Consider the following 16,347-nt stretch of genomic DNA (forward strand, 5'->3'; position numbering starts at 1 on the left):
CTTCTACACGAACGCGTACCGGATCCGGTCGAGCGGCATGGCGGGCAGCTCCAGGCCTTCGGCGGTCGCCCTCTCGGTGGCCTGGCTCAGCACCCCCTCCTGAATCGCAACCTGGGAGAGGATCGTGCGGACCGCGTGCTCGATCGGCAGGAAGCGACCGGCGAGCACCGAAAACGTGTGATGCGCGGAGAAAGGCCGCGCGTCGGCGGTGAGCTTGACGATCGGCGGCAGGGCCGCCCAGCGTTCCGGATAGTCGCCGTCGACGCGCTCGGGAGGCAGCGGGTTGCGACCGGCGTCGCGGATCAGACCCAGGCGAGCGAGCTGCCACACGGCCGCGAGGAATGCGCACGACCACGTACGCCGCCCGCCCCTCTCGTCCCACAACTCCACGTCCACGAAGATCGAGTGCTGGTTGGCCGCGTTCTCTTTCGGCGGCTGCCAGCCACCGGGCCGGGACATCGCCTCCAACGCGTGTGGCGCGGGCGAGCGCTGCCCGTTGCACAGCCAGCCGATCTCGGAGGCCGGCGGGCGTGAACCGTTCGTCCCCGGGCTCGGCTCGGTGACGACGAGAGCCTCCACGATCCGGGCGAGGTCGGCACACGCCGACTCGCGGACCAGGTAGTCGACCCGGAGACCGAGGTCGCGGGCGGCATCGACGAGTTGCGGCAACAGTTCGCTCGGCGGTGCGGGTTGGGTGAAGTAGTCATCGACCAGAAAGCACGTGCTGATCCGCGCGGTGGCCGGGCTGACCTCTTCGCCGCACGCCGCGGCCGCCGCGCGGGCCCACGGCGCGGCCTGGGCCAGATGCCGGCGCAAGCCGTCCGCGCCCTGCCGCAGGTCCTCCGCGTAGAGGTGGCCAAGCTCGATCGACAGGTGGGACAGTGGCACCGCGTCGACGCTGCCGTCCGCCGACGCCTCCAGGAATACCGCGGTCTCGGTGGAGGTCACAGCCCCTCCCATGCCGCGTCGTCGGTAACCTTCTTGGCGAGCGTCTCGAACGCTTCGACGGTCTCCCTGTTCGCGATCTGCCGCGCGAATACGTCGTTGTCTGAGATCAACTGCTCACGCCACTGCAGGACCGGGTCCAGCGGCACCGAGCCCATCAACAGCGTCCGTCCGACGCGCCACGCCGTCGCGAGCTCCTGGAGGTCCCGGTTACAGTCCCGCAGCCACGCCACCTGCGCGGCGCGCAGCCCGTCGAGCTCTGGCGAGTTGGGGTCGACCACTGCCGTTCGCACGAACCGGATGGAGTCGGCGAGCCGCTCCCGGTCGTGGCCATACGCCGGACCGGCGTCGAGGATGCCGCGTTCTCCGTACACCAGGCCGGCCGCCGCGATGATGTGCTGCCGGGTCCACCGGTGGAAGACCAGCCACCGGGAGACGACCCGGCGCAACTCCGGCGTGGCCGTCGCCGCCAGCACGATCTCGGTGGCGTACGAGCGCCCGGCGCTGAGGTCCACCAAGGTCACGTCGAACTCCTCGTCCAGCCGGAGGAACAGCCGGACGCAGCGGCGTACTCGGTCGCTGTCGGCGGCGAACTCGCTTCCGCCAGCGTCGCCTGGGAACAGTACGAGCCGGCCCGCACCAGGTGGCCGCGCACGCAGGCTCGCCCGGTCGGACTCGGTCCAGATGTCCACCGGGTGCGGGTCGGACACCTTACCCAGCAGATATGAGTGCAGGCCCCCTCTGGTCGTGCCGCGGCCGACATCGGGGACGTTGAAGATGGTGCCTGCGGTCGGTGACCCGAAGTCGAAGTCGAGGTAGCAGGTGTCACTACCCAGTAGCGACCGTCGGTAACCGATGTTGCAGCTCGTGACGGAACGGCCGGTGCCACCCTTGTCAGAGGTCGCGAATATGAGCATTCCGAGCCCCGCTACGGGGTCTGGGCGTCGCGCCGGGCGGCGGCGAGCCCGTCCAGATCGCGCAACACCTCGCTGATCAAAGCGACCGCCGTGGCGGGCCGGGTGGTCCGGATGGACCTGGCCCGCTCCAGTGACAAACGCATCGTATGCAGCACACGCCGCATCGCCGGACCGGCCTCACCGGACCCGCTGAGCAGTTCCTGGTCGTACAGGTGCTCCGCCTCGGTGAGCAGGTCGTCGGCGATCCCGCTGGCGCGCTCGCTTTTCAGCGGCGGCCGGCTCACCAGCCGAGCCGCGGCGGTCAGGCTTTCCACCACCCGCTCGGTGTAGTACCAGGAGGCCGCCTCGTCCTGCACCGGCAGCTGTCCATAGACGCCAGCGGGCTGATCCCACAGGTCGCGGGCCGCACCGTCCCTGAGCCGGCGCCGCGACAGGTGGTCCCAGATCGTGTCCACAAAGCGCAGAAGCTGGCCGCGCCGCTCCGGGTCGTGCATCATCTCGGCGATGCGGAGCGTCCGCTTCATCAGCAGCGGCGAGAAGTCCGCGGCAAGCCAGGCCAGGCGTGCCGGGCCCAACTCCTCGCTGCCGACGAGGTGCAGCTCGACGCCGGGGTAGTGCATGGTCAGGGCGTCGTCATCCGCATACGGCCGTCTGGTGATCCGCGCCCGGTTGGCCAACTCGGCGAGGAGGTCGCCCACGCGGGCCAGATCGCTGTCCGTTGCCCTTCGGTTGGCCAGGTCCTGCGCGGTTACCGCGGTCACCAGCAGGCTGAAGTAGTCGGACTCCAAGCCGTCCGTGGTGCGCCATGGAATGTCTTCGACCGGCCACCGCCCACCCCCGAAACTGGCGATCGTCGACCAGTACGTCTGCGTGAGGTCCCAGCGCAGTTGAAGCGCCCTCGCGAGCCGCTGCTGCTCCTCGTTGAGCAGCGCCAAGAGCCGGGTGCGCTCGGAGAAGAGTCCTTCGATCGCGTCCAGCGCCACCACGGAGAAGTAGAGGTATGGCGCGGCCTGGGCGACTCCCCCGGGCTGCTCGCCCACGTCCTCGTTGGTCCTGACGATTGGTGCGTCCTTGACGATCCCCACGACCAGCCGCACTCGAAGAGCCGGTTGGGGTTGTCGAGCAACTCGCTCGTGTCCATCTCGAATCCGATCGTGATCTCGCGCAGGGCGGCGCGCACCTGGCGCAACGCCACACGGAGCTCCTCGATCACCTGCCGGACAGGCAGGCCCTGCTGGTTGGTGGTGCGGATCAGCTGCTGCCCCTCGGCGGAGTCAGCGTCCATCACGCTGATCGTGAAACTGCGCAGCAACCCGACCAGGGCGGCGCTGAGCCGCTTGCTCGCCATCGCCTCAAGACGGTCGATCTCCGAGCGCAGGCTCTCGCGGCGGACCTCCCTCCGGAATCCGCGCACGAAGCTCATCGTCGCCAGCGACAGCGTCACGGACATGGCGAACGAATCGACGACGTCGATCGAAGCCTGCGCGGCGGTTGGATCCCCGTCGTTTTCGGCGCAGCGGAAATATGTGTCGCCGGCGAAGGTCGGCGTACCCGACGCGTCGGTGTACCGCTCCATGTAGTCGGTGATGACCCGGACGAGCACCTGTGGCACCTCGACCGCGTCACCGAGCCCGCGCAGCGCGGCCAGCACGTCGTCGGCCGTCTCGTTCGGCTGCTCGAGCTGGAAGAACGAAATCTCGGTCGCCGGCAGGAGGATGGAGAGCAGTTGCTCGGCGTCACTGATGGAGTTGGTCCGGTTTCGACCACCCCAGCTCCACTTGCCGTCCTGGAAGGACGCTCGGACGGTCGCCTGCCAGATGTCGAGGAGCTGCTGCCGGGGCTGGATCTTCATCGGCGCCCCTCCCCTCCTGGCGCCGTGGCACCGGCATGGCCGAGCACCAGGATCATGCCGTCGTATCCCTGCCGGAGTGGCGCCGTGGTCGCGATCTTTGTGATGTGCACATTATGGGCGATGCCCTCAAGGGATCGCGCGACGTCATCGACACCGATCGCCACCGCCGGAAACGTCCGGTCGCCGACAAGGTATCCGTGGGAGTGCGCCATGAAGGCCGCGGCGAACGGTGCACCGGGCACGAGGCAGCAGACGAACTTGGCGACGGCCAGCTCGAACTCGGCTCGCTCGCTGGACAGAGACTCCGCGACGAAGAACATCGTGCCGATGTCCCACCGGGCGGCGGGAAGCCGGAAGATGTCGCCCTGCCGCACGGTAGCGACCCGGGCCAGCGCGGCCCGCGGATCGACCACCGGGCTGTACCGGCCCTTGCCGGCCAGCTCAGCCCAGTACCTGTCCCAGAGGGCCGAGTAATCCATCACCTCGCGGCGCAGCCAATCCACGTTGGAGCTGGCTCGATCCGAAAGTGTCAACTCCTCGCAGTACGGCAGCATGGTCAGCGCCGGGTAGAGGTTTGCTCCGGTGCCGACGTCGATACCCCGGCCAGCGCCGCCGCAGGTCGCCGCGAAGTGATCGCCCGTTCGATGGATGATCTCCTGGTCGTCGTCGCGCAGCGTCCCGTAGTTGTGGGTCAGATACCAGCCAGTGTCGAAGGCGTCCCAGGGCTGGACCGAATTTGCGCTGGAGGAGTGGGACGCTCTCGACGCCACGCGGCTTCTCCCGTCGCCGGCAACTCAGCTGTCGGCGCGCTGTAACAGGTTGGCCGTGGCTGCCCTCCGTACTCTACCGGTGACCAGGTCGATACGGAACGTCTCGTTGGCGCTACCGCGCCATCGAGCCGATTGCTGGCTTGGCTAGCAGGGCCGACGGGTTGCGCTCGATGCCCGGGTCGATCGAACGGTCGACGAAGACGCCGTACCAGATGCAGAAGACAAGCACAGTCCAGACCTTGCGGGAGTGGTCGGCCTCGCCGCGGCGGTGTTCCTCCAGCAGCTTCTGCGCGTACCCGAGATCCAGCAGCTCCCCCGCCCCAGAGGTGGCCAGAATGTTCCGGGCCCACTCGTACATCTCGCCGCGCAGCCACACCCGGGTCGGCGTGGGGAAGCCCAGCTTGCGCCGGTTCACGATGGGTGGTGGCACCACGCCGTCCAGGGCGCGGCGCAGCGCGTACTTCGTCGCGTTGGAACGTGGTGGCAGCTTGAGCTCGACCGGCAGCGTGGACGCGACCTCGAAGACCTCCTTGTCCAGGAACGGCACGCGCACCTCCAGCGAGTGCGCCATGGAGATCCGGTCGGCCTTGACCAGGATGTCGCCGCGCAGCCAGGTGTGCAGGTCGACGTACTGCATCTTGGTTACGTCGTCGAGTTCGACGCACTCGGCGTAGATCGGGGCGGTGACGTCCGTGTACCGCACCGAGCCGTCGTTGCGCCTCATCAGCTCGCGCTTCTCCGCCTCGGCGAACATGCGCGCGTTGCCGTAGTACCGGTCCTCGATCCGCGTCGTACCGCGTTCCAGGAAGCTCTTGCCCTTGACCCCGCGCGGCATCACGCGGGACACCGCGCGCAGGCCGCGCTGCATCGGGTCGGGCAGCCGCTGGAGCGTGTGGAGTGAGAGCGGCTCGCGGTAGATCGTGTACCCGCCGAAGAACTCGTCCGAGCCCTCGCCCGAGAGCACCACCGTGACGTGCTCGGCGGCCTTCTTCGCCACGAAGTAGAGCGGTACCAGCGACGGGTCGGCGACCGGGTCGTCGAGGTGCCACACGATCTTGGGGAGCGTGTCCATCATGTCCTGCGGGCCGAGCATCGTCGGGATCGTGGTGACGCCGAGGTGGCGGGCCGAGTCCTGGGCCACGCCGACCTCCGAGTACCCGTCGACGTCGAAACCGACCGTGAAGGTCAGGATGTTCGGGTTGAACTCGCGGGCCAGCGCCACGATCGCGGTCGAGTCGATACCGCTGGACAGGAACGCGCCGACCGGCACGTCGGCCCGCATGTGCACCCGCACGCTGTCGCGCAGCGTCTCGCGGATCCGGTCGAAGACCTTCTGCTCGTCGTCGACCGGCGCCGGACGGAAGACCGGCCGGAACCAACGCTCGACCTCGACCTTGCCGCCGGGCGTCCAACGGAGCAGCTCGCCGGAGCCGATGCGCTGGATCCCCTCGTGGAGGGTGCGCGGCTCGGGCACGTACTGAAGCGTCAGGTAATGGGAGAGGCTGGCCGCGTCGACCGGGAGCGTGTCGGCCAACTCCAGCAGCGCCTTCTTTTCCGAGGCCAGGTACAGGCCGGCGGGAGTCTCCATGTAGTACATCGGCTTGATGCCGAAGTAGTCGCGGGCGCCGAACGCCTGCCGCTTCTCGCGGTCCCAGATCACAAACGCGAACATGCCGCGCAGCCGGGTCAGCACCTGCTCACCCCAGTAGTGGTAGCCGGCCACCACGGCCTCGGCGTCGCCCAGGGTCGCGAAGGCCGCGCCGTGCTCTCGGGCCAGCTCCTCGCGCAGCTCCAGGTAGTTGTAGATCTCGCCGTTGAAGGTCAACACGTAGCGGCCGTCGGCGTACGAAAGCGGCTCGTGGCTCGACGCCACGTCGATGATCGACAGCCGCTTGTGCGCGAAAATGGCATCAGCGGAGACCACCGCTGCCCCTTCCGCGCCAGGCTCACGCCGCGCGGAAACCATCTCAATGCCCGTCTCGTCCGGCCCGCGATGGTGCAGGCACTCGAGCGCGCCCGCGATCGCATCCCGATGCGCGCCCGCATCGCCCCGAGTAGAGAAGAAGGCCAGAATTCCGCACATATGCGCCATTCTGGCACCGGGTAACGTCTGACGCTGGAAATCCGGGAATACGGGAGGGTCAGATATGAGCGAGAAGCCCAAAACTGAGTCACACGACCCCGACTACCCGGAGAAGCTCCTGGAGTTCATGCGTACCGGCTGGCGGAACGACCCCATGCCGGTACCCGAGCGGCCGCAGGCGGGCCACCACGCCCGGCGCCGCGCCGCCCTCTCCTCGGCCTTCCCCGGCGAGATCATCGTCGTCCCTACCGGCCACGAGCGGGTACGGGCGAACGACACCAACCACCCATTCCGGCCCGGCAGCGACTTCGCGTGGCTGACCGGCGACTACGACCCCGGCAGCGTGCTCGTGCTGCACCCGGGCGGGGAAGGGGTCCTCTACACCGAGACCCGCGCGTCCCGCGACAGCGACGAGTTCTTCCGCAGCCGCCAGGGCGAGCTGTGGGTCGGGCGCCGCCAGACGCTCGGCGAGAAGGCCACCGAGCTGGGCATCCAGACCGCAGCCAAGTCCGAGCTCACGAGCGCGCTGGCCGACCTGCCGCCCGGGCGGACCCGGGTGCTGCGCGGTGTCGACCACGTGGTCGACGCGGGCGTCCAGCCGTACGACACCGACGAGCCCGGCACCCGCGACGGCGAGGTGGCCCAGGTGATCGCCGAGCTCAAGCTGGTCAAGGACGAGTGGGAGCTCGCCCAGCTGCGGGCGGCGATCGAGGCGACGGTACGCGGCTTCGAGGACGTCGCCCGCGTCCTCCCCGCCGACCGGGCCGTCTCCGAGCGGCTGATCGAGGGGGTCTTCGCGCTGCGCGCCCGGCACGACGGCAACGGTGTCGGCTACAGCTCGATCGTCGGCGCCGGCGCGCACGGCACGATCCTGCACTGGACGCACAACCACGGCGCCACCCTTCCCGGCGAGCTGCTGCTGATGGACATGGGCGTGGAGGGGCACCACCTCTATACCGCGGACGTGACCCGCACGGTGCCGATCTCCGGCACGTTCACCCCGCTACAGCGGCAGGTCTACGACATCGTGTACGAGTCGCAGCAGGCCGGCATCGACTCGATCAAGCCGGGCGTCAACTTCAAGGACGTACACCAGGCGTGCATGCGGGTGCTCGCCGAGGGCCTGCACGCGCTGGGCATCCTGCCGGTGAGCGTCGACGAGGCCATGGACAAGGAGTCGACGCTGTACCGCCGGTGGACGCTGCACGGCTTCGGGCACATGCTCGGCACGGACGTCCACGACTGCGCGCGGGCCCGCAAGGAGAAGTACCGGGAGGGCCAGCTGGACGAGGGGTACGTGCTGACCGTCGAGCCCGGCCTCTACTTCCAGCCCGAGGACGAACTGGTCCCGGCCGAGCTGCGCGGCATCGGCATCCGGATCGAGGACGACGTGCTGATCACCCAGGAGGGCGCGATCGTCCTCTCCAACGGCCTCCCGAGGAGCTCCGACGAGGTCGAAGCCTGGCTCGCCGCCCAGCGCGAGGCCGGCCCCCGCCTGCCCGCCTAAGATCCGAAAATTCCACGACAGACATTGGGCTACCGCGATGTCCGCGGTGGTCCGGACCGCTGCTCCCGCAGCCTCACCCTCCGCGCTTCACAACCACTGCCGGCCTTGCGACCGGCGGCGCGGGCAGACCCGGAGTCGGGGTCATCGATGTGGCTTTGTGAAGACTTGTGGTTGCCCTGGCAGCAACAAGTCTTCCCAAAGCCCGACGAGCCATCCTCGCCGTGATCGTTCGCCCAGAATCCGCGCCACGGTCGGCGTGGCGTGTAGGTATCGGGCGAACGATCACTGGCGAGATCACCACCAGCAGCGACGCCAGTCGCGCACCCTGCACCCACCCTTGTGGTGCCATCCCGGAGGCCGGAGATCCCCGCCGGAGGCAAGAAACGGGGTAACCGCAAACCCTAGCGACGCAGAGCGACCCCACCACCTTGCGATTGTGGCGAAAAATTTCCCCGGAGGGGCAATTTTCGCCACGGACAAAAGCAGAGCATCCAACGATCAAGGCCACGCCCCTCTCTCCGCAGCTCGATCTCGATCCTGCGACCACCATTGTGGACGCCACCAACTTCCCCGACTCCGGAAAGTCTCTAGATCTCTCGGGCTTGACCACTGCGACACCTCCTGTAGGGCGCTTGGCCGGTTTTGTCCGCGTGCCGCAGGCTTCAAATCGGGGGCACGGCGCGGTGCTCCTATTCGGACAGAGCAAATGCGGTCGGCGAGCAATCCAGGCCTGGTCCTGCGCCGGCGGCGCAGTGGGCGCGGCCGCGAGGCCGGGTTGGGTTGTGAATCGCGGAGGGTAAGGCCGCGGGAGCGACGGTCTGGAGCACGACGGGCGTCGCGGTAGCTCAAATCTCCATTGTGGAAGGTCCGCGGAGGAAGATCGGCTAGCGGCGCACGAAGACGGCGACGCTGCGCGGGGGCACTGTGAATGTGCCAGTCGCGGAGTCGAACGTCGCCGTGCGGAGCAACGGGTCGGCGGATCGGCGCAAGATCGGGTGCAGGGACACGTCCACGCCGGGCATGCCCGGGACCGGCTGGGTGACCGTGGCCTTCGTGGCGTTGAAGACGACGGTCACCGCGCCGGCGCCGAGCTGCATCGTGATCACGCCGGGTACCTCCAGCGGGCCGGATAGCGGAAACGCCAGGTTCTTCTGCACCTCGGCGGCGGTACCCAGCGAGAACAGCGGCGACGAGGCGCGGATGCGGAGCAGCTCGGCGTACCGCGCCTGCGCCAGCTCCATCGCCGCGCGGTCCGCTACCAGCGCCGGGTCGGCGAGCAGCGGCCGGGCGTACTCCCACTTGTCCTGGTTGTCCGCGGCTGGCGGGAGCCCGGCGCCGAACCCGTTGCCGTCCGCGCTGTCCCACCGGATGTGGTTGAACCAGTCCCCCGAGTTGTACGAGTTGCGGTCCAGCGACTTCGAGCGCAGCCGCTCCGAGCCCGCGGTGACGAAGCCGATGCCCTGCCCGAGGACGACCGTGGCGAGCGCGAGCACCTGCATGCGAGCCCGGTCGGTCGGGCTGGTCGCCTGCGGCAGCTTGTACGCCAGCGCGTCGTACAAGATCTCGTTGTCGTGCGCGTCGACGTACGTGACCGCCTCGCCGGGCGCCTTCGTGTACCCGGCCGGCGAGCCGTTGTAGTCGACCTCCGCACCGGAGACGAACCTCCCCGACGTGTCCGGGAAGCGGTAGCCGGCCAGGTTGCCGCTCAGCCCCACCTTGATCAGGTCGTGCTGGTGCAGCAGCCGGCGGCGCTGCTCGTCGGCCGAGCCGTTGATCGGGTCGCCGTTCGGGTCGGTGTACAGCCCGGAGGCGAAGCCCTGCTGCCGCGGGTTGGCGTCGAACGGCCCACCGCCGCGCACGGCGTCCCGCAGTCTGTCGTTGAACGTGGCGATCCCGGTGCCGGCCATGTTGGCCTGGGTCGCCTGCGTGAACCGCGCTCCCCCGGCCACCTCGCCGAAGTCCCACCCCTCGCCGTACAGCAGGATCGCCTTGCCGTCGACACCGTCGCGCCGGAGCGTGAGGCGGTCGAGCGCCGCGCGCACCGCGAGGATGTTGCCGCGCGGGTGGTGGCCCATCAGGTCGAAGCGGAAACCGTCCACTTTGTACTTCCGGGCCCAGGTGACGACCGAGTCGACCACCAGCTTGCCCATCATCGCGTGCTCGGGCGCGGTGTTGCTGCAACAGGTGGAGTTGGCGACGGCGCCGTCCAGCAGGAGTCGGTGGTAGTAGCCGGGCACGATCTGGTCGAGCACCGAGCGATCGTCCACACCGGACGCCATGGTGTGGTTGTAGACAACGTCCATCACCACGCGCAGCCCGCTGCCGTTGAGCGCGGCCACCATTTCCCGGAACTCGCGCGTCCGCGCTGTCCCGTGCGGGTCGACCGCGTACCCACCCTCGGGGACCGTGTAGTGCAGCGGGTCGTAGCCCCAGTTGTAGCCGTCCCGGTCGGCGACCCCGGCTACGCACGCCTGCTGCTTGTCCGAGTCTGGCGGCAGGGCGGCCAGGTCGCACGGGGGTGTCGCCTGGTCGGCGCGGCGCTCGGGGATCGTGGCGAAGTCGAACGCGGGCAGCAGGTGCACATGCGTCACCCCGGCCTCCGCGAGCATCCTCAGGTGTGTCGCGCCCACTCCCCCGCCGGTGAACGCCGCGTAGGTGCCGCGCTGCTCGGCCGGCACCGACGCGTCGGCGATCGAGAAGTCGCGGACCGAGAGCTCGGTGATCTGGGTACGGGTAGCGGGTACCGCCGGCGGCTTGCGCAGCCGGCCCCAGCCGGGCGGGCTGAGTGCCGAATCAGTCAGGTCGGCCACGAGGCTGTGCGTCGAGTCAGCCGCGAGCGCGACCGAGTACGGGTCGGTGACCGAGGCGGTGACCACCCGCTGGACGGCCGGCTGCCAGACCTCGACCCGGTACTTGTAGTACTTCCCCTCCCACGGGCCGGTCGCCGACCAGACCCCGGACCTGTCGTCGCGGTGCATCGGCGTGACGCTCGGGGTGCCCGATGGTGTGTCGTACAGCTCCAGCGTCACCGAGCGAGCGGTCGGCGCCCACACAGCGAGCGTGGCCCGGTCGCCTTTGACGGTCGGGCCGAGCACCGCCTTTGTCGCCCTGCCGGCGTAGACGTCGTCGAGCACGCCGGGGAGCTGCACGCCGGTGGCCGCGAGCAGCTTGCCCGCGTGGTCCCGCTCGGTCACCACGACCTGCCCGCGCAGGGCCTCGACGACCCGCGAACGGTCCTTCTTGGAGAGTCCGAGCAACGCGTACCGCCGCAGGTGCGGAAACCGCTCGCGCTGCTTCTCGGTGAGCCCGACACGCTCGGCGGTCAGCGGGATCGTGGTGTACTCCCCAGCCAGCTCATCGTCCACGATGGACAGCCCACCGGCCGGCGCGACCGCGAGCGCGTACCGCTTTCCGTCCGTCGACGGGATCTCCCAGGCGGCGCCGCCCCTGTCGATCCAGTGTCCCCGCGCCTTGGACAGGTCACAGTCCCCGTGCGTCCGCCAGTACTGGACGAGCGCCACGCCACCCTCGACCGGCGACCCGTCCTGGCTGGAAACCCTCGGGTCCCCCTGCCGCACCCACACCTCGCTGTGACTTGTCACGTCGACGAAGCGATCGGCCTCGACGTCCTTCACACCGGCGGAGCTGACCACGAGGAAGCCGACATACTTCGCGCCCGGCCTGAGCTTGACCCAGGCGAACCGCCCGTACGCGTCCTCGCGCACGAATGGCTGCCCAGCCGGCCACCGCGTCTGCCACGCCGGGTCGACGTCCCCCCAGGTGTAGAGGCCCCAGTCGTCGTACCCGCCGGCGGGGCGCTTGTAGTGCACGACAAACCGGTCCGGGCCACCACCCGGCGGGGGTGTGGCCGCGCTCGCCCGGGACCGCACCGGTGCCGTCCTCCCCTCGCCGGAACACGCCACTGCGATGTTCGCAGACCGATTCGACCATGGCCGGCGGCTCACCCTGCCGGGCGTACCGTTGGCGAGCCTGTCGGGAGAACCGCTCCGCTTTCGCGGTGATCTCGTGCTTGGCTGGTAGCGGTGCTTCTTTCCGGCTCGGTCCTCGCCGAGGCGGCGTGTTCCAGGAGGGTTCGATGGTCGAGTTGGTGCTGCCTGTCGCCGGCGATGTGGCGGCGGCTGCCGGACGGATCGCGCCGTACGTACGACGCACTCCCGTGTACCCCACCGTGGTGGACGGCCGGCCGGTGACGTTCAAGCTGGAGCACCTACAGCTCACGGGCTCGTTCAAGGTCCGCGGCGCGCTCAACGCCCTACTCGGCGGCGGGCTTGGCGGTGCCGTCGTCACCGCGTCGGGTGGAAACCACGGTATCGGCGTAGCGACGGCCGCGGCTCGGCTCGGCACCCGCGCCACGATCTACGTGCCGGAGACCGTGCCGCCGGACAAGGCCGCGCGCATCGCCGCCACCGGTGCCGAGGTGGTGCGCCACGGCAGCCGGTACGCCGAGGCCGAGGCGGCCGCCAGGGCGTTCGCGGAAACGCAGGGCCTGCGCTACCTGCCGGCGTACGACGACCCGGAGGTGGTGGCCGGCCAGGGGACGATCGCCCTGGAGATCGCCACGCAGGCCCCGGAGTGCGACACGGTGGGGGTAGCGGTCGGCGGCGGCGGCCTGATCTCCGGCATCGCCCTGGCCTCCGCGCCCGGCACGACGATCGTCGGTGTGGAGCCGGAAAACTGCGCCTGCCTGCACGCCGCGATCGCCGCCGGCGAACCCGTCGACAGCCCGGTCGACTCGATCGCCGCGTCCGCGCTCGGCGCCACCCGGCTCGGCCGCATCCCGCACGCCATCCTCCGCGACGCCAACCTGCACCTCGCGCTTGTCGAGGACAAGCGGATCCTGGCCGCCCGCGACCGCCTGTGGGACGAGTTCCGGCTGGCGGTCGAGCCCGCGGCCGCCGCCCCCTTCGCCGCCTGGCTGGCCGGCGAGGTCCCCGGCGACCACCCGTGCCTGGTCCTCTGCGGCGCCAACGCCCCCTGGACCGCCGCCTGACCGAAGGCCCGGCGACGGTCGGTCGTGGACCGCGGAGGGCGACGCCGCGGGAAAGCACCCCAAGAAAACGCTCCGCTGCGCTCCACGTTTCCCCGGGGACCCCGCGCAGCGGTCCGGACCACCGCGGACGTCGCGGTAGCTCAATATCTCTCGTACCCCCGGGGTGACACCTGCCACGGGCAGGGTAGGCTGGGCCACGCCAACAAGACGGACGTACGGTTTCTAAGGGTTGCCTAATCGCAGCGTTGGGCACCCCCGTGCGAAAGACTGACAGTGGACGACTGGGCAGGAAGGAGCACGACGTGGCGAGTCTCGACAGTTTCGGTGCCAAGAGCCAGCTCGACGTCGGTGACGCGAGCTACGAGATCTTCGCGGTCGACAAGGTGGACGGGCACGAACGCCTGCCGTACAGCCTGAAGATCCTGCTCGAAAACCTGCTCCGCACCGAGGACGGCGCCAACATCACCGCCGAGCACATCCGGGCCCTCGGGAGCTGGGATCCCGCCGCCGAGCCGAGCGTGGAGATCCAGTTCACGCCCAGCCGGGTGTTGATGCAGGACTTCACCGGTGTGCCGTGCGTCGTCGACCTCGCCACCATGCGCGAGGCCGTGCGCGACCTCGGCGGCGACGCCACCAAGGTCAACCCGCTGGCGCCGGCCGAGCTGGTCATCGACCACTCGGTGATCGCGGACCTGTTCGGGCGCCAGGACGCGTTCGCACGCAACGTCGAGCTGGAGTACGAGCGCAACCGCGAGCGCTACCAGTTCCTGCGGTGGGGCCAGACGGCGTTCAACGAGTTCAAGGTGGTCCCGCCGGGCACCGGCATCGTCCACCAGGTCAATATCGAATACCTCGCGCGTACCGTGATGGAGCGCGGTGGCCAGGCGTACCCGGACACGGTCGTCGGCACCGACTCGCACACGACGATGGTCAACGGTCTCGGCGTGCTCGGCTGGGGCGTCGGTGGCATCGAGGCCGAGGCGGCGATGCTCGGCCAGCCGGTCAGCATGCTGATCCCCCGCGTGGTCGGCTTCAAGCTGCACGGCGAGGCGCCGGCCGGTACCACCGCGACCGACCTGGTCCTCACGATCACCGAGATGCTGCGCAAGCACGGCGTGGTCGGCAAGTTCGTGGAGTTCTACGGGCCGGGCGTGGCCGCCGTGCCGCTCGCCAACCGGGCCACGATCGGCAACATGTCCCCGGAGTACGGCTCGACCGTGGCGATCTTCCCGATCGACGACGAGACGATCCGGTACCTACAGCTGACCGGGCGCACGGCGCAGCAGGTCGCGCTCGTCGAGGCGTACGCCAAGCGCCAGGGCATGTGGCACGACTCGGACGTCGAACCCGACTACTCCGAACGGCTGGAGCTCGACCTCTCCACGATCGAGCCGTCGCTCGCCGGCCCCAAGCGCCCGCAGGACCGGGTGCCGCTGGGCAGCGCGAAGACGCTGTTCCGCAGCGCCTTGCAGAGCTACGTGCAGGAGAGTGGCCCGGCCGACGAGGCGTCCGAGGAGTCCTTCCCGGCGAGCGACCCGCCCGCGCCCGGCCACGCCGACGACCCCAACGACCAGCCGCGCGAGCCGGGCGTCCCGGTCGCCGGCGACCCGGTCGTGTCGGCCGCCGCCAGCAGCAACGGGCGCGCCTCCAACCCGGTGCGGGTGACCGGTGACGACGGCACGGAGTTCGAGCTCGACCACGGCGCGGTGGTGATCGCCGCGATCACCTCGTGCACCAACACCTCCAACCCGCAGGTGATGCTCGGCGCCGCGCTGCTCGCCCGCAACGCGGTCGACAAGGGACTGTCCCGCAAGCCGTGGGTGAAGACCACGCTCGCGCCGGGGTCCAAAGTGGTCATGGACTACTACGAGCGGGCCGGGCTCACGCCGTACCTGGAGAAGCTCGGCTTCCACCTGGTCGGCTACGGCTGCACCACCTGCATCGGCAACTCCGGCCCGCTACCCGAGGCGGTATCGGCGGCGGTCAACGAGGCCGACCTCAGCGTGGTGTCGGTGCTCTCCGGCAACCGCAACTTCGAGGGGCGCATCAACCCCGACGTGAAGATGAACTACCTCGCGTCGCCGCCGCTCGTGGTCGCGTACGCGCTGGCCGGCACGATGGACATCGACCTCGCCAACGAGCCGCTCGGCAACGGGTCGGACGGGCAGCCGGTGTACCTCAACGACATCTGGCCCAGCCCCGCCGAGATCGAGGACGTGATCGGCAAGGCGATCGCGAGCGAGATGTTCACCCGGGACTACGCGGACGTCTTCACCGGCGACGAGCGGTGGCAGTCGCTGCCCACGCCGACCGGTGACACGTTCTCGTGGGAGGGCGAGTCGACGTACGTGCGCAAGCCCCCGTACTTCGAGGGCATGGCGCCGGAGCCGGAGCCGGTGACCGACATCGCCGGCGCGCGCGTGCTGGCCCGCCTCGGCGACTCGGTGACCACCGACCACATCTCCCCGGCCGGCTCGATCAAGCCGGACTCCCCCGCCGGAAAGTACCTGGCCGAGCGGGGTGTGGCGCGGCACGAGTTCAACTCGTACGGCTCGCGCCGGGGCAACCACGAGGTGATGATCCGGGGCACGTTCGCCAACATCCGGCTGCGCAACCAGCTCGTGCCGGGCGTCGAGGGCGGCTTCACGGTCAACCACCTCACCGGCGAGCAGACCACGATCTACGACGCCTCGGTGGCGTACCAGGAGGCTGGCCTCCCGCTGGTGATCCTGGCCGGCAAGGAGTACGGCTCGGGCTCGTCCCGCGACTGGGCGGCCAAGGGCACGATGCTGCTCGGCGTGCGGGCGGTGATCGCCGAGTCGTACGAGCGCATCCACCGTTCTAACCTCATCGGCATGGGCGTGCTCCCGCTCCAGTTCCCGACCGGGGAGACCGCCGAGACGCTGGGGCTCGAGGGCACCGAGACCTTCACGATCACCGGGGTGGAGCAGCTCAACGAGGGCACCACGCCGCGCACGGTCAAGGTGAGCACCGACGCGGGCGTGGAGTTCGACGCCGTGGTGCGGATCGACACTCCCGGCGAGGCCGACTACTACCGGCACGGCGGCATCCTCCAGTACGTACTGCGGAAGATGCTGGCCAGCTGACCTGCGATGACGCACGCTGAAGGGCCCGACCGCGACGGCGGTCGGGCCCTCTACTTTCACGCACCAGGCGGCGTTCGGAGGCTAGTCCTTTGCGGCGGCAAATAGATCCCATCGAACGCTATGTCTCGTAACAGTAACGATCCATACTGACCAGC

General features: G+C 69.5%; 8 protein-coding genes and 1 pseudogene. 3 read left to right on the plus strand and 6 right to left on the minus strand.

Annotation, left to right across the window (positions count from 1 at the left end):
* Positions 1-3 precede the first annotated feature (3 nt).
* The 5 genes and pseudogenes from Pflav_RS23150 to asnB form a co-directional block, all read right to left on the minus strand.
* Positions 4-948 (minus strand): SCO2522 family protein, encoded by a 945-nt coding sequence (locus Pflav_RS23150; protein ID WP_232071800.1) that lies wholly within the window; start codon positions 946-948, stop codon positions 4-6.
* Positions 945-1,862, minus strand: a complete 918-nt coding sequence (locus tag Pflav_RS23155) for an SCO2523 family variant P-loop protein (RefSeq protein ID WP_173038146.1) — start codon at positions 1,860-1,862, stop codon at positions 945-947. Before Pflav_RS23155 ends, Pflav_RS23150 begins: the two co-directional genes overlap by 4 nt.
* Before the next feature lie 11 nt (positions 1,863-1,873).
* Positions 1,874-3,714, minus strand: a pseudogene (locus Pflav_RS48910) (SCO2524 family protein).
* Positions 3,711-4,484 carry an SCO2525 family SAM-dependent methyltransferase gene (locus Pflav_RS23165; protein WP_173038148.1) on the minus strand — a complete coding sequence of 258 codons (774 nt, stop codon included), beginning with the start codon at positions 4,482-4,484 and terminating at the stop codon, positions 3,711-3,713. Before Pflav_RS23165 ends, Pflav_RS48910 begins: the two are co-directional and overlap by 4 nt.
* A gap of 112 nt (positions 4,485-4,596) precedes the next feature.
* Positions 4,597-6,567, minus strand: a complete 1,971-nt coding sequence (gene asnB, locus Pflav_RS23170; protein ID WP_173038150.1) for an asparagine synthase (glutamine-hydrolyzing) — start codon at positions 6,565-6,567, stop codon at positions 4,597-4,599.
* A gap of 64 nt (positions 6,568-6,631) precedes the next feature.
* On the opposite strand from asnB, the gene Pflav_RS23175 reads away from it, so the two are divergent.
* Complete coding sequence (locus tag Pflav_RS23175; RefSeq protein ID WP_173038152.1) at positions 6,632-8,074, plus strand: aminopeptidase P family protein; 1,443 nt, start codon at positions 6,632-6,634, stop codon at positions 8,072-8,074.
* A gap of 884 nt (positions 8,075-8,958) precedes the next feature.
* On the opposite strand, the gene pulA is transcribed toward Pflav_RS23175, so the two are convergent.
* A complete protein-coding gene (pulA, locus tag Pflav_RS23180; protein ID WP_232071804.1) occupies positions 8,959-11,964 on the minus strand; it encodes a pullulanase-type alpha-1,6-glucosidase in 3,006 nt (1,001 codons plus the stop codon).
* Positions 11,965-12,170: 206 nt separating this feature from the next.
* Between pulA and Pflav_RS23185 the strand changes: the two genes are divergently transcribed.
* Positions 12,171-13,085, plus strand: a complete 915-nt coding sequence (locus tag Pflav_RS23185; protein ID WP_173038154.1) for a serine/threonine dehydratase — start codon at positions 12,171-12,173, stop codon at positions 13,083-13,085.
* Between the two features lie 302 nt (positions 13,086-13,387).
* Positions 13,388-16,192 (plus strand): aconitate hydratase, encoded by a 2,805-nt coding sequence (locus tag Pflav_RS23190; RefSeq protein ID WP_173038156.1) that lies wholly within the window; start codon positions 13,388-13,390, stop codon positions 16,190-16,192.
* Positions 16,193-16,347: the final 155 nt, after the last annotated feature.

Origin of the sequence: Phytohabitans flavus, from assembly GCF_011764545.1 — a bacterium.
Classification (GTDB): domain Bacteria; phylum Actinomycetota; class Actinomycetes; order Mycobacteriales; family Micromonosporaceae; genus Phytohabitans; species Phytohabitans flavus.